We start from the raw sequence: 14816 nt of genomic DNA, 5'->3' as shown, positions 1-14816 counted from the left end.
GCTTTTCGCCCGGGGCGTAGGAAGCTTCCCTTGGTTCGGCCCGCCTTCCATCGGCGGGCCCGTCAGTCCGCCTTGATCCCCGCCGCCTTGATCACCTGGGCCCACTTCTCCACCTCGGCCTTCTGGAAGGCCGCGATCTGCGCGGTGCTCAGGTCGGCCGGCTCCATGCCGAAGCCCTTGAGCTTGTCCTGCATCTCGGGCGTCGCGAGGATCTTGCGGATCTCGGTGTGCAGCCGGTCTACCACCGGCGCGGGCGTGCTCGCCGGCACGAAGATCGCCTGCCACGACACCACCTCGAAGTCCTGCAGCCCCGGCACGCCCGATTCGGCCACCGTCGGCACGTCGGGCATCGAGGCCAGCCGCTTCGCCGAGGTGACGGCGATCGCGCGCAGCTTGCCGCTCTGGATGTGCGGGCCGGCCACCACGGTGGTGTCGAACATCATGTCGACCTGTCCGCCGATCACGTCCTGGATCGCCGGGCCGCTGCCCTTGTACGGAATGTGCGTGAACTTCACGCCCGACTTGTAGGCCAGCAGTTCCAGCGCCAGGTGCTGCGAGGTGCCCGTGCCGGCCGAGGCCGACGAGAGCCCGCCCGCCTTGCCCTTGCTGGCCGCGATCACGTCCTTCAGCGTCTTGTACGGGCTCGCCTGGTTCACCACCAGCACCACCGGGTTGGTGCCGATCAGCGTCACCGGCGCGAACGACTTCTGCGGGTCGTAGCCCAGCTTCGGATACAGGCTGACGTTGATCGCGTGCGAGCTGATCGTGCCGCCCACCAGCGTGAAGCCGTCGGGCGCGGCGCGCGCGCCTATCTCCGAGCCCACGCTGCCGCCGGCACCGCCCTTGTTGTCGATGATCACGGTGGTGCCCAGCACCGGGCCGAGCTTCTGCCCGATCAGACGGCCCAGCACGTCGGTCGTGCCGCCCGCCGGGAACGGCACGAGGTACGTGATGGGCTTGCCCGTGGGCCAGGTGCCGCCGCCCTGCGCGAAGGCCACCGGAAGCGCGGTGGCGAGCGAAGAGGCGAGGGCGGTGCGGATGAGTGTGCGGCGTTGCATGTGAAAGTCTCCTTGGGTTGTCGGATGGCTGGACGTGGTCGTGATGCGTCGGCCTCTCAGGGCATGTCGACGATCTCGATCCAGTTCGGGTTCTTGCCCACGTCCAGGTGCTGGGGCTTGCCCAGCGCGCCGGTGGCGCTGTCGATGGCGTAGAGCGAGATGCCGTTCGATTCCTGTCCCGCCGCGATCAGGTAGCGGCCGGTGGAATCGATGGCGAAGCCGCGCGGACCCTTCTCGGTCGGCGTCTGGCCCAGCGGCTGCAGCTGCCCGGTGGCGGCATCGACCTTGAATGCCGAGAGCGTGCTCGAAGTGCGCTCCGAAGCGTAGAGAAATCGCCCGTCAGGCGTCAGGTGCAGGTCGGCGGCCCAGGGCTTGCCGGTGAAACCTGCGGGCAGGGTGGTGGTGCTCTGCTCCAGCTTGAGCGTGCCGCGCGCGGCGTCCCATGCGAACACGTGCAGCGCGGCGTCGAGTTCGTCGAGCAGGTAGACATGGCGCTGCGCCTTGTCCCACACGAAGTGACGCGGGCCCGACTTCGCCGTGGTGCGGGTCAGCGGTGGATCGTTGGGCGAGAGCAGCCCCTTCTCCGCGTCGAAGCGCCAGCTCGACACGTTGTCGCCACCAAGGCTGGTGGCGAGCACGAAGCGGTTGCTCGCGTCCGCGTGGATGGCGTGGGCGTTGGGCTCGGTCTGGATCAGCTGGTGGATGGGCCCCACGGCACCGTCCTTGCCGATGCCGTTGACCGTGATCTTCCCGCCCTGGTACGAAGCCGCGAACAGCCACCTGCCGCTCGCGTCGAGGTCGATGTTGGCCATGCTGTCGGCCAGCGGCGCCTCGGCCAGCTTCTGCAGCTTTCCGCTGGCGCCGTCGATGGATAGCGCCGTCACGCGAAACGGCTGCGAGCGAAGCGCGGCGTACAGCACGCGCTTGTCGCGGCTCACCACCATCGGCATCACCGTGCCGCCCACGTTCAGCGTCTGCACCGGCTTGAGCGCGCCCTGGCTGCGGTCGAGCTCGAGCACCGAGATTTCCTGGCTGTCGGCGTTCGACACGTAGACCCAGGTGGCGGCCGATGCGGGTACCGCCGCGGCCAGCCACAGCAGCGATGCGATGGTCGTCTTCTTCATGGCTGCCGGCTCGCTCAGGGCTTGATGTTGAGTTTGGTGATGAGCTGCTTGAAGTACACGTTGTCCTTCGCCAGCGTCTCCTTGAACACCGCGCCGTCGGTATAGACATAGCCCAGGTTCTGCTTGTCCATCACCTCGTGCATCAGCGGTTCGGCGGCGGTCTTCGCGGTGATCTCGCGCAGCTTCGCCATCACTTCGGGTGGCGTGTTCTTCGGCGCGCCCAGGCCGCGCCAGGTGCCGATCGACAGGTCGATGCCGCGCTCCTTGGCGGTGGGCACCTTCTCGAAACCCTTCACGCGCTTGTCGGCCATCACCATCAGCACCTTGAGCTTGCCGCCCTGCACGTGCGTCGTCACCTCGGCCGGGCTCACCGCCACGGCTTCGATGTGGCCGCCCAGCAGCGCCAGCACCGCGGGCGCCGCGCCCTGGAACGGGATGTGGCCGAACTTGGCGCCGGTCTTGTCCTCCAGCGCGGCGGCGGCAAGGTGCCAGATCGAGCCGTTGCCCGAGTTGCCCACGCGCACGCTCTCCGGCGACTTCTTGGCGGCGGCCAGGAACTCCTCGATGGTGTTCCACGGCGCGTCGGCCTTCACCGTGATCGCGGCCGGGTCGGCGTTGAGCTGCGCGATGGGCTGGAAGTCGTCGTAGTTGAACTTGGCCAGCCCCAGGTGCGGCAGCGTCAGCAGCTCGACCGTGAGCACCGCGAGCTTGTAGCCGTCGGGCTTGGCGTTGATCACTTCCGTCCAGCCGATGGCGCCGCCCGCGCCGGGACGGTTGACGATCACGATGCTCTGCGAGATGTGCTTGCGGCTCGCCTCCGAGAAGGCGCGCGCCAGGCCGTCGGTGCCGCCGCCGGGCTGGTAGGGCACCAACAGCTCGATGGTGCGGTTCGGAAAATCGGCCTGTGCGGCGGCCGGTGCCGCCAGGCCGAGCGAGAGCGCGGCCGTGGCCGAGAGGGCGGCGATGCCGCGAATGAACTGCTTGCGTTTCATGATGTCCTTGTCTCCGTTGTTGTGGGTGAGTGTTGAAGTGTTGAAGAGCGTGGGTGCGCGTCAGGGCATGTACTGCCCGCCGTTCACCTCGATCACCTGCCCGGTGACGTAGCCCGAGAGTTGCTCCGATGCGAGGTAGAGGAACGCGCCCACGCATTCCTCGGGCTCGCCGATGCGGCCCATCGGAATGCTGGCGCGGAAGTTCTCCAGCATCGCGGGCGTCGAGAAGCGGTCCTGGAAGGGCGTCTGGATGACGCCCGGCGCCACCGCGTTCACGCGGATGCGGTCGCCCACCAGCTCCTTCGCCAGGCCGTGCGTTGCCGTGCTCACGAAGCCCTTCGAGCCTGCGTACAGGTAGGCGGAAGGCCCGCCGCCGGTGCGCGCCGCGACCGAGGTCACGTTGATGATGTTGCCGCCGCCGTTCTTGCGCATCAGCGGAACCACCTCGCGGCAGAACGCGAGCACCGAGCGCGCGTTGATGTGCAGCACCTCGTCGAAGAGCGCATCGTCGAACTCGGCGATCGGCACGCGCTTGACCAGGCTGCCCGCGTTGTTCACCAGCACGTCGATGCGGCCGCCGAACTGCGCCGAAGCCTGCTTCACGCATTCGCGGATCGCGCCCGTGTCGCGCACGTCGGCCTTCAGCGCGAAGGCGGTGCCGCCGGCCGCGCGGATGGTGTCGACCACCTGGTTCGCCGCGTCGGCGGAGCTGTTGTAGTGCACCGCCACGCGCATGCCGCGCGCAGCGAAGGCAATGGCCACCGCCGCGCCGATGCCGGTGCTGGCGCCGGTGACGAGGGCTGTCCTGTCCTTGAGGTCTTCCATGAGGGGTTCCGTTGATGAGTTCGAAGGATCAACGCGGCGCGATGGATGCCACGCTGGGCGAGCGGTACTTCAGCACCCACTTGACGGTGAGCGGCGAGGCGAAGTTGAAGGCTGGCGAGTCGCAGCGGATGCTGGTCTTGAACGCGCCGTTCGGCGTGTTGTAGTTGGTGTCCGCGCTCACGTCGACAGGCGCGCAGTTCTGCAGGCCTTCGACCTCGAAGCCCTGCACGTCGCCGGTGGCGAAGCTGAACTTGTTGGTGCCGGTGGCCGTGGCGCCGCTGGAATACGTGCCGAACTCCAGCTCGACCTTGGCGATGTCGAGCGCGGCGGCGGGCGTGTAGGTGTCCACGCGCGTGATCCGGCCCGGCTCGAAGGTGTAGGTGGTGGCCGAGGTGATGCGCGTGTCCTTCACGGGCGCGCCGCCGGTGGCCTTGTCCATCGCGTCCTGCGTGTAGCTCACCGTGAGCACCTTGCCGGCCTCCGCGATCTGCAGGTTCTTCTGGTACGACGCGGGAATCAGCGGGTCGGAAGAAGTTGCGACCGTGAACTTCGGCTGCAGCTGCGGCCATTGCGTGTCGGCCACGCCGGAGAGCATGTTGTACGAATGCGGGATCGCGAAGTACGGGTTGGTGCGGTGATAGGTCTGTGCGCCGTTCACCACCGGCAGGCTGATCACGCGCAGGCCGTCGCGGTAGGTGACGAGGCCGCGGTCGTAGGTGGCGGCCTGGCCGTCGAAGCCCGCGAACTTCGTCAGCGTCGAACGCGGCAGCTTGTCGAGGTAGGCCAGGAAGGTCTGCGTCGAGACCGGCGCCTTCTGCGCATAGCCGGCGGACTTCCACAGGTTGTTGGTGTAGATGAGCTGGTGCGACAGGCTCAGGTTCTCGCCGAGGATGCGCGCCTTGCCGCGGTAGCTGTCGGTGCGGCGGCCCTTGTCCCACATGTTGAGCGAGCCGGTTTCCGAGTCGTACCAGAACTCGACGTACTTGGCCGTCACGCGCGTGGCGAATGCGTAGGCGATGTCCTTTTCCTCCGCGCTCAGCACATTCATGTGCTCTGCGGCCGAGAGCACCTCGGCGAACGCGGTGTCGGCATAGCCCGCGAGGCTGCGGCCGAAGTCGACGCCGTTGCCGGCCGGGTTCAGCCGCAGCTTGATCACGTCGACCGACTGGCGCAGCCAGCCCTTGAGCGAGGCCTCGTCCTGCGCCGACACCGTCATGCCGGTCTCGATCAGCCGCTGCATGATCTCGCCGATCAGCAGGATGCTGTAGCGGTCGAAGCGGCCGCTGCCGTCGGTCTCGTCGGAGAAGCCGAATGCCGAGAAGGTCTTGTAGTGGTTGATCATCTTCTGCAGCAGCGCCTCGCTGGCCTCCGGGCCTTCCCAGCCCAGCAGGTAGCGCAGGCGGGCCACGCTGAAGGCCACGCCGTAGTAGTTGGTCGGCAGGCCGATGAGCGAGTAGTCGGCCTCGTTGACGAAGGTGCGCCAGTCGAGCTTGGTGCGCAGCGTGGCGAGCGTGGCGCTGTCCACCGCGGCATCGGGGCCGTCGAGCAGGCCGGCCTTCTTGAGCTTCCAGAGCGCGGAGACGTAGTAGTAGATGCCCCAGCTCTCGTTGGTGACTCCGGTGGTCATCGCCGCGATCTCGCGGTAGCCGTCGAGGTACTCCTTGTATTTGGGATCGGACGGCGAGGCGTTCAGCAGCAGGTACGAGAAACCGATGGCCACCTTGCCGGGCAGGAACTTGTCGCCGCTGTTCGACGCGAAGACCTTCACGCCGAGCAGTTCGGTGTCGAGCTTCTGCGTGCGCACTTGCTGGAACAGCCGCTCGATCGTCGGCAGCAGGTTGTTGCGCACGATCTCATCCATCGGCGTGTTCGAAAGCTTCGGCTGCGCGGCGAGCACCTCGGGGTCCACGGGCGCTTCGGCGGGTGGTGCCGGTGCCGGCGCGGGCGGGTTGGCGGCCACGGGCGTCGGGAAGAACGTGCCTCCATCGCCGCCCCCGCCGCACGCGGCAAGCAGGACGGCGCCCGCGATCGCACTCGACACCAGCTTGGGTTTCTGCATCCTCTGTCTCCTTCTGTTGTAGAAAAAACCAGGCCCGGCTCCCCAGCCGGACTTTCCAGAATGACTTTCCCCCGCAGCCGCTTGCTCCGCTGCGGCCGAGCGTGCCTCCTCAGGTCACGGGCGCGGGGTTGAAGAGCACGAGCGCGTTGTGCAGCTTCCAGTGCTCGGCCCAGGTCTTCCTGCGGCCGCTGGCCACGTCGAGCATCAGCCGGAAGAGCTCCCAGCCCACGTCCTCGATGCTGGCCTCGCCGTCGGCGATGCGCCCCGCGTTCACGTCCATCAGGTCGTGCCAGCGGCGCGCGAGGTCGCTGCGCGTGGCGACCTTGATCACCGGCACCTCGGCCAGCCCGTAGGGCGTGCCGCGTCCGGTGGTGAACACATGCAGGTTGATGCCGGCGGCCAGCTGCAGCGTGCCGCAGATGAAGTCGCTGGCCGGCGTGGCGGTGTAGATCAGGCCCTTCTGCGCGGCCTTCTCGCCGGGCGCGAGCACGCCGGTGATCGGCGCCGAGCCCGACTTGACGATGGAGCCCATCGCCTTCTCGACGATGTTCGAGAGCCCGCCCTTCTTGTTGCCCGGCGTGGTGTTGGCGCTGCGGTCGACGAGGCCCTTCTTCAGGTAGGCGTCGTACCAGGCCATCTCGCGGATCATGGCCTCGGCCACCTCGGGCGTGGATGCGCGCGAGGTGAGCTGGTCGATGCCGTCGCGCACCTCGGTGGTCTCGGAGAACATCACGGTGGCGCCCGCGCGCACCAGCAGGTCGGTACAGAAGCCCACGGCCGGATTCGCGGTGACGCCCGAGAATGCATCGCTGCCGCCGCACTGCACGCCTACCACCAGCTCGCTGGCGGGCACGGTCTCGCGCCTGCGTGCGTTGAGGCGGGCAAGGTGCTCGTCGGCCTGGCGCATGACCGAATCGATCATCGACATGAAGCCGACGTGCGCATCGTCCTGCAGGCAGACCACGTCGAGTTCGGCGTCGGCCTCGGCCTCGCCGCGCTTGTCGACGATGGGAATGCTCCCCGGCGGCAGCAGCCGCTCGGGCTGCAGCTTCTCGCAGCCCAGGCTCACCACCATCACCTCGCCGCCGAAGTTGGGGTTGAGGCTGATGTTGCGCAGCGTGCGGATCGGCACGATGGCGTCCGGCGCGTCGATAGCCACGCCGCAGCCGTAGGTGTGCTCCAGCGCCACCACGTCGTCGACGTTGGGGTACTTCGGCAGCAGCTCGGTCTTGATGCGCTGCACCGCGAACTCGGTGACCCCCGCCACGCACTGCACCGTCTGCGTGATGGCCAGGATGTTGCGCGTGCCCACCGAGCCGTCGGCATTGCGGTAGCCCTCGAAGGTGTAGCCCTCCAGCGGCGCGAGGGCAGGGGGCTTGACGGTGGCGATGGGCAGGCCGTCGAGCTCGGGCGCGGTCGGCATGCGCATCACGCGCTCGTGCACCCAGCTGCCGCGCGGCAGCGCCTTCAGCGCGTAACCGATGACCACGTCGTAGCGGCGGATGGCGTCGCCTTCGGCCAGGTCGACCAGCGCGACCTTGTGGCCCTGCGGCACGTTGTCCACCAGCCGCAGGCCGTCGGCGAACTCCGCGCCGGCCTTCAGCCCGCCGTCGTTGGCGACGATGGCGACGTTGTCGGCCGCGTGGATGCGGATGTAGAGCGGTGGGCGGGTGGTCTCGGTCATCGCGGGATCTTCCTTGCCTTGCTTACTTCACCACCATGAACATGCTGGGAAGCCATGTGGAGAACGCGGGCACGAAGGTGACCACCCCCAGCGCGAAGATCAGCGCGCCGTAGAACGGCCAGATGGTGCGCATCACCGTTCCCACCGACACCCCGCCGATCGCGCAGCCGACGAACTGCGTCGTGCCCACGGGCGGCGTGTTCAGGCCCAGCGCGCAGTTGATGAGCATCACGATGCCGAACTGCACCGAGGTCATGCCGTACTGCTGCGCGATGGGCAGGAAGATCGGCGTGCACAGCAGGATGGTGGCCGCCATGTCCAGGAAGGTGCCCAGCACGAACAGGATGATGTTGATGAGCAGGAAGATCACCCACGGCGTGCTCGTCACCTGCGACAGCATCTGCCCGGTGAGCTCGGCCACGCCGTACAGGCTGATGAGATAGCCGAAGGTGCTGGAGATGCCGATCAGCAGCAGGATCACGCCGGTGGTGCGCACCGCCTTCGAGGCCGCCTTGACGAAGTGCTCCCACTTCAGCGTGCGGTACACGAAGATCGTGAGGCCCAGCGCGTAGAGCACGGCCACCGCCGCCGATTCGGTCGCGGTGAAGATGCCCGACAGGATGCCGCCCAGGATCAGCAGCACCACGAACAGGCCCGGCAGCGCCGCGGCGAACGAGCGTCCCACGATGGCCCAGCCGGGGAAGGTTCCGGCGGGGTAGCCGCGCTTCACCGCCACCAGGTAGGCGGCCACGAGGTTGCTGATGGTGAGCACCGCCGCAGGCAGCAGCGCCGCGAGGATCAGCGCCGCGATAGACACCTTTCCGCCGGCAGCCAGCGAATAGATGATGAGGTTGTGGCTGGTCGGCATCAGCGCGCCCACCAGCGCCGCGTGGGTCGTCACGTTGACCGCGTAGTCGGCGTGATAGCCCTCCTTCTTCATCATCGGGATCATCACGGCGCCCATGGCCGAGACGTCCGCCACGGGCGAGCCCGAGACGCCTCCGAACAGCGTGCAGGCCACCACGTTCGACATGCCCAGGCCGCCGCGCACGTGGCCCACCAGGTCGCGCGCCAGGTTGACGATGCGGTCGGCGATGCCGCCGTAGAGCATCAACTCGCCGGCGAAGATGAAGAACGGGATGGCGAGGAACGAGAAGATGCCCATGCCCGAGGTCATCTGCTGGAAGCCGACCGCCAGTGGCAGGCCTTCATAGAGCAGTGTGGCCAGGGCTGAAAGGCCGATGGAGAAAGCCACCGGCACGCCCAGCAAAAGGAAGAGCGTGAACGAGAGGCAGAGAATCAACAGGGGAATGGTCATGATCTGGCCGCCTCGCCTTGAATGGGGGCGCTATGGACTGTTCGGGGAATGCCGCGGAACCGGCTTTGCCGGGCCGCAGGCATTGCCCCCTGCAAGGGAGTTGGAGAAGCGACACGAAGTGCGCGAAGCCTGGGGGTGTGCATTCGTTATCCCCAGGCGGGTTCTACTTCGCGGCCTTGGGCCAAGGCGATGATGTGTTCGATGGAGAAGAGGACGATCAGCACGCCCGAGACGGAGGCCGGCACGTACTTCCAGCCTTCGGAGATCCACAGCGTGGGCAGGCGGTATTCCCAGACCGAACCGGCCAGCTCGGCGCAGTTCCAGGCCATGGCCAGGCCGAACACCAGGATCAGCGCGTGGATGAGGTATTCCATCTTCAGCCGCAGCCAGTCGGGCGCGAGGACGAGGAAGGATTCGAGTCCGATGTGGCCCGCGTCGCGCACGCCCACGGCCACGCCGAGCATGGTGACGTAGAGCACCAGCAGCAGCGCGAGGCTTTCGGCCCAGGTGGGGGTGTTGTTGAGCACGTAGCGGCCGAACACCTGCCAGCTCACGGCGCAGATCACCGCGACGAGGCCCAGGATGCCCAACCACATGCATGCACGCGCGAGGGTGCGGCAAAGTTTGGTGTACATGAAGGTTCTTCTCTCTTTCCTCCTCCCCCTCTGGGGGAGGGCAGGGTGGGGGCGCAGCGGCGTATCTACTCCGACGCCGTCGTGCCCCCATCCCGGCCTTCCCCCAGAGGGGGAAGGAGCTGGTTCAGCAGATCGGTTCGCTTACTTCGTGTCTTGCACGCGCTTGACCAGGTCCTTGAGCTTCGCGTCGGTGATGAACTTGTCGTACACCGGCTTCATCGCCGCCTGGAACGGAGCCTTGTCCACTTCGATGATCTCGGCGCCGCCGGCCTTCACCGTGGCCAGCGACTTCACTTCGCGCTCTTCCCACTGCTTGCGCATGTAGGGCACCGACTCCTTGGCGGCCTGGCGGATCCAGCCCTGCTCCTCGGCGGAGAGCTTGTCCCACGCGCGCTTGGAGAACAGCAGCATCTCGGGCGCCATCGAGTGCTCGGTCTTGCTGTAGTACTTGGCCACTTCGAAGGCGCGCGCGCTTTCGTACGTGGGGTAGTTGTTCTCGGCGGCGTCGATCAGCCCGGTCTTCAGGCCGGTGTAGACCTCGCCCATGGGCATCGGCGTGGCGTTGGCGCCCATGGCCTCGAGCATCGACACCCACAGGTCGGACTGCTGCACGCGAACCTTCAGGCCCTTCATGTCGGCGAAGTTGCGCACCGGCTTCTTGGCCGTGAACATCGAGCGCGCGCCGCTGTCGTAGTAGGCCAGGCCCACGAAGCCCTGCTTCTCGCAAGACTTCAGGATCTCCTCGCCGATCGGGCCGTCGAGCACCTTGTGCAGGTGGTCGACCGAGCGGAACAGGAAGGGCATGGTCGGCACCTGCGTCTCGGGGCAGATGTTGTTCATCGGCGCGATGTTCACGCGCACCATCTGCAGAGCGCCGATCTTGGTCTGCTCGATCGTGTCCTTCTCGCTGCCGAGCGCACTGTTGTTGAACACCTTGATGCTGTGCTTGCCGCCCGACAGCGCCTTCAGGCGCTCGCTCATGAACTTCACCGCGGTCACGGTGGGGTAGTCGTCGGGGTGGATGTCGGCCGAACGGAACTCGGTGGCGTGTGCAGCCATGGTGGTCAGCGCGGCTGCTGCGCACGCGGAAATTGCGATCAGGGTCTTCTTGGCGAATTTCATTTGTCTCGTCCTCTTGCTTGGTGGTTGTTGAAAAAAGGTTCAGCTGCCGAAGGCCGGTTCCGGAACGCCCTGCGCGCCCGGCCGCAGTGCGAAGACGCCGCCGGCCAGCGGCTGGTCGCTCAGGTCGATGCCGCCGGGGCGGATCGAGGTGACGAACAGGGTGTCGAGCCCTGCGCCGCCGAAGGCGCACATGGCGGGCTTCTTCACCGGCACTTCGAGCGAGCGGTCGAGCCGGCCGTCGGGCGTGAAGCGGTGCACCAGGCCGGCGTCGTTGCCGCAGATCCAGTAGCAGCCGTCGGTGTCCATGGCGGCACCGTCGGGGCGGCCGGGCAGGGGCTTCATGTCGATTAAGAGGCGCCGGTTGCCGGGCGTGCCGGTTTCCGTGTCGTAGTCGAAGGCCCAGACGGCCTGCACGGTGGGGTGCGAATCCGAGAGGTACATCGTGCGGCCGTCGGGGCTGAAGGCCAGGCCGTTGGGCACGATGAAGTCGTCGAGGCGCAAGGTGGCGTTGCTGTCGCCCTTGCCGTAGCTGTAGAGGCGGCCGACGCGCGAGCCGGCGGCCATGTCGAGCAGCATGGTGCCGGCCCAGAAGCGGCCCTGGCGGTCGCAGCGGCCGTCGTTGAAGCGCATGGCGGGTGCCGCGTGCTCGACAGGGGCGAGCGAGGCGGCGGTCAGCGTGCCGTCGGCCTGCGGCTTCACCGAGAAGAGGCCGCTTTCCATGCCGGCGATCCACTCGCCGGGTGCATCGGCGCGCGGCGCGATGCAGGCGATCATTTCGTCGGCCTTCCACTGCGCATGGCCTTCGCTCGCATGCCAGCGGTTCAGCGTGCGTGCCGGAATGTCGACCCAGTACAGCGCCTGCTGTGCGGCGTGCCACACCGGGCTTTCGCCGGTGCCGTTGCGCGCGTCGAGGACGAGTTCAGCTTGCATTGCCTCAATCGCCGAATGGGCCCTGTGCGGTGAATGCGCCGCCCTGGTAGATGGCGTTCGGGTCGGTCGGCGCAACGGGAGGCTGCTGCTCGACCTTGTCGCGGAATACTTCGGAGCTGTCCTGCGGCATGAAGCCCAGGTGCGCGGCGGCGCTGTTGTCCCACCACACGTCGCGGTTGCTCGACATGCCGTAGACCACGGTGTGCTTCACGTCGGGCGTGAAGAGCGACTTCTCGATCAGCGAAGTCAGGTCGCGGTAGCTGAGCCAGGTGCTCATCATCCGGCGGTTGGCCGGCTCGGGGAACGAGGAGCCGATGCGGATGCTCACCGTCTCGATGCCCCAGCGGTCGAAATAGAACTGGGCCACGTCCTCGCCGAAGGACTTCGACAGGCCGTAGTAGCCGTCGGGCCGGCGCGCAGCGTGGGCGTCGATGTGCTCGCTCTGCTTGTAGAAGCCGATCACGTGGTTCGAGCTCGCGAACACCACGCGCTTCACGCCGTGGCGGCGCGCGGCTTCGTAGACGTGAAACACGCCCTTGATGTTGGCCTCGAGGATTTCCTCGAACGGCCGCTCGACCGACACGCCGCCCAGGTGGACGATGGCGTCGCAGCCCTCGACCAGCGCGTGCACCGCGGCCTTGTCCGAGAGATCGCAGGGCACGACTTCCTCGTGCGCATCCGCGGCCGGCGAAAGCGCGGCGATGTCCGACAGCCGCAGCACGTTCGCAAAAGGCTTGAGCCGCTCGCGCAGCACCTTGCCGAGCCCGCCGGCCGCGCCGGTCAGCAGGAGGCGGTTCATCTTGTTGTTGTCTGTCATGGTTGCCCGTCCTTGCGCGCGGGAGTCATGGTTTTCGAGGGGCTGCCGTCACGGCGTACTTCCTGAAGCGGCCGGTACGATGCCGACGGAGCGAAGTCGAAGGGGCGCTGCATGTCGGTGTCGTGAAGACCGGAAAACCGCCGGCGCATCGGCCTGCGACTCCTGGGAGTTGAGTGATAAGTTATCTGTTGTCGTACAACTAGTTTGGAGATTATCATCGTGGCCATGGTTCAGTCGACTGCGGGTAATCCCTTGGTGGCGGAGGCGCCGGTGGAAACGGCTTCCGCTGCTCCTTCCTTCGTGGGGCGTCCGCGCCAGCGCGCGCGGGGGCTGGCCCACGGGCTGGTGGAAGACCTCGGCGAGAAGATCCGCAACCAGTCGCTACGGCCGGGAGACAAGCTCCCGACCGAGTCGGCCATCATGCAGGCCTACGGCGTGAGCCGCACCGTGGTGCGCGAGGCGCTGTCGAAGCTGCAGGCCGCCGGGCTCGTCGAGACGCTGCACGGCGTGGGCACCTTCGTGCTGCAGCCGCGCACGGGCGGGGTGTTCCGCCTCGATCCGGGCGAGATCGCCGCCTCGGTGGACGTGCTGGCCGTGCTGGAGCTGCGCATCAGCCTGGAGACCGAATCGGCCGGCCTCGCCGCCAGCCGCCGCACCGACGAGCAGCTCGTCGCAATGCGCCAGGCGCTCGACGACTTCGAGCGCAACGTGGTCGTGGCGGGCGACACGGTGGGGCCGGACTTCCGCTTCCACCTGCAGATCGCCGAGTCGACCGGCAACCCCTATTTCGCGGACATCATGCGGCACCTGGGCACCACGCTCATTCCGCGCACCCGCATCAGCGCCATCCGCACGCACGAGGGCGGGGCGCCTTACCTGAGCCGCGTCAACCGCGAGCACGAAGAGATCTACGCGGCCATCGCGCGGCGCGATCCCGAGTCGGCGCGCGCCGCCATGCGCATCCACCTGACCAACAGCCGCGAGCGGCTGCGCATGGCTCAGGAAGCCGCGCAGCAGAAGGCGAAGGCCGATGCCTCCGCCGGGGGCGATGCGCCCGCGCCGTCGTCCGACGGCACCCCCTCGCACTGATCCTCCGCTGATTTTTCTTGTCCGCCATGCTGGACAAGTCATCTTTCTAGTTGTACGATGACTGATAACTTGTGCGATCAGTCATCAGTCGTGCGAGCCATGACGACCATCGAACAACAGGAGGCAGCATGACCATCAACCGACGCGGCGCATTGGGCGCCGCCCTGGCCACGACGCTGGCCGCCAGCCTGCCGATGCGCTCCCTCGCCCAGGGAGCCCAAGGCGCGCAGGGCGGCACCGGCAACTGGCCCTCGAAGCCGATCCGCATCATCGTCCCGTACCCGCCGGGCGGTTCGTCCGACATCATTGCGCGCGCCATCAGCCAGCCTCTTTCGGAGGCGCTGGGCCAGTCGGTCATCATCGACAACCGCGCGGGCGCCAACGGCAATCTCGGCGCCGACCTGCTGGCCAAGGCGCCGGCAGACGGCTACACGCTGATGCTGTGCGACCTCGGCGCGCTTGCCATCAGCCCGTCGCTCTACCCCAAGCTGCCTTTCGATCCGTCGAAGGACCTGCGCAGCGTGGCCATGCTGGCCTACTCGCCGCACCTGCTGGTGGTGCATCCCTCGGTGCAGGCGAACACGCTGAAGGAGCTCGTAGAGTTCTCGAAGAAGAGCGACCTCAATTTCGCCGTCACCGCCAGCGGCAGCACCGCGCACCTCGCGGGCATCGAGCTGCAGCGCCGGGTCGGCGCCAAGTGGGAATACGTGCCCTACAAGGGCGGCGTGCAGGCGGTGCTCGACACCGTCGCGGGCCAGACGCAGGTGCTCATGAACGGCATGCTCGCCACCTACCCGCAGGTGCAGGCCGGCAAGCTCAAGCTGATCGCGGTTTCGAAGGCCACGCGCATGCCGCTGATCGGCAACGTGCCGACCATCGCGGAGCAGGGCGCTCCCGGCTACGAGTCGGGCACCTGGCAGGGCATGGTCGCGGCGCGCGGCGTGCCCGACGCGGTGGTCGCGCGCTTCAACCGCGAGCTGGTCCGCATCATCCGCACCGCCGACATCCGGGCCCGCCTCGCGGGGCAGGGCGCCGAGGTCGTGACCATGACTCCGGCCGAGCAGGACCAGTTCTTCGCCAAGGAGCGCGCGCGCTGGGCTCAAGTCGTCAAGGAGGCCAACGTCAGGCTCGACTGACCGGCTTCCTCATCCCCTCTTTTTCTT

Annotated in this window: 13 protein-coding genes; 2 read left to right on the top strand and 11 right to left on the bottom strand. The window is 67.4% G+C overall.

The genetic code is table 11. The annotated features are described in order from the left end of the window. Positions 1-62: 62 nt before the first annotated feature. The 11 genes from BMY35_RS21750 to BMY35_RS21695 all read right to left on the bottom strand — a co-directional run bounded on the left by BMY35_RS21750 (position 63) and on the right by BMY35_RS21695 (position 12564). A complete protein-coding gene (locus tag BMY35_RS21750; protein WP_093203542.1) occupies positions 63-1058 on the bottom strand; it encodes a Bug family tripartite tricarboxylate transporter substrate binding protein in 996 nt (331 codons plus the stop codon). Positions 1059-1114: 56 nt separating this feature from the next. Continuing rightward, positions 1115-2182 (bottom strand): lactonase family protein, encoded by a 1068-nt coding sequence (locus BMY35_RS21745; protein WP_093203539.1) that lies wholly within the window; start codon positions 2180-2182, stop codon positions 1115-1117. A gap of 14 nt (positions 2183-2196) precedes the next feature. Next, complete coding sequence (locus BMY35_RS21740; protein WP_093203537.1) at positions 2197-3174, bottom strand: tripartite tricarboxylate transporter substrate binding protein; 978 nt, start codon at positions 3172-3174, stop codon at positions 2197-2199. Positions 3175-3234: 60 nt separating this feature from the next. Continuing rightward, positions 3235-3999: an SDR family NAD(P)-dependent oxidoreductase gene (locus BMY35_RS21735; protein WP_093203534.1), complete on the bottom strand. Its 765-nt coding sequence runs from the start codon at positions 3997-3999 to the stop codon at positions 3235-3237. A gap of 28 nt (positions 4000-4027) precedes the next feature. Next, positions 4028-6058, bottom strand: a complete 2031-nt coding sequence (locus BMY35_RS21730; RefSeq protein WP_093203532.1) for a hypothetical protein — start codon at positions 6056-6058, stop codon at positions 4028-4030. 109 nt (positions 6059-6167) lie between these two features. Further along, a complete protein-coding gene (gene garD, locus BMY35_RS21725) occupies positions 6168-7742 on the bottom strand; it encodes a galactarate dehydratase (protein ID WP_093203529.1) in 1575 nt (524 codons plus the stop codon). Positions 7743-7764: 22 nt separating this feature from the next. Then, on the bottom strand, positions 7765-9060 hold the full coding sequence (locus BMY35_RS21720; protein WP_093203527.1) for a TRAP transporter large permease: 1296 nt from the start codon (positions 9058-9060) through the stop codon (positions 7765-7767). Positions 9061-9206: 146 nt separating this feature from the next. Continuing rightward, the gene (locus BMY35_RS21710; protein WP_093203521.1) at positions 9207-9695 is read right to left on the bottom strand and encodes a TRAP transporter small permease; all 489 of its coding nucleotides are present in this window, start codon (positions 9693-9695) and stop codon (positions 9207-9209) included. A 141-nt stretch (positions 9696-9836) separates the two neighbouring features. Beyond that, the gene (locus tag BMY35_RS21705; protein WP_093203519.1) at positions 9837-10817 is read right to left on the bottom strand and encodes a TRAP transporter substrate-binding protein; all 981 of its coding nucleotides are present in this window, start codon (positions 10815-10817) and stop codon (positions 9837-9839) included. 39 nt (positions 10818-10856) lie between these two features. Beyond that, positions 10857-11747 carry an SMP-30/gluconolactonase/LRE family protein gene (locus tag BMY35_RS21700; RefSeq protein WP_093203516.1) on the bottom strand — a complete coding sequence of 297 codons (891 nt, stop codon included), beginning with the start codon at positions 11745-11747 and terminating at the stop codon, positions 10857-10859. Between the two features lie 4 nt (positions 11748-11751). Beyond that, complete coding sequence (locus tag BMY35_RS21695; RefSeq protein ID WP_093203513.1) at positions 11752-12564, bottom strand: NAD-dependent epimerase/dehydratase family protein; 813 nt, start codon at positions 12562-12564, stop codon at positions 11752-11754. Positions 12565-12789: 225 nt separating this feature from the next. On the opposite strand from BMY35_RS21695, the gene BMY35_RS21690 reads away from it, so the two are divergent. Together BMY35_RS21690 and BMY35_RS21685 are read left to right on the top strand one after the other, a co-directional pair. After that, positions 12790-13653, top strand: coding sequence for a FadR/GntR family transcriptional regulator (locus BMY35_RS21690; RefSeq protein WP_093203616.1), 864 nt, complete (start codon positions 12790-12792; stop codon positions 13651-13653). A gap of 128 nt (positions 13654-13781) precedes the next feature. Beyond that, entirely contained in the window at positions 13782-14789 is a 1008-nt protein-coding gene (locus BMY35_RS21685) for a Bug family tripartite tricarboxylate transporter substrate binding protein (protein ID WP_093203511.1), read from the top strand. The last annotated feature ends 27 nt before the right edge of the window (positions 14790-14816 follow it).

Origin of the sequence: Variovorax sp. YR750 (assembly GCF_900109805.1) — a bacterium.
In the GTDB taxonomy this organism is placed as follows: domain Bacteria; phylum Pseudomonadota; class Gammaproteobacteria; order Burkholderiales; family Burkholderiaceae_C; genus Variovorax; species Variovorax gossypii.
The sequence above is the reverse complement of the archived record's forward strand: the minus strand, read 5'-3'. Positions and strand labels throughout refer to the sequence as shown.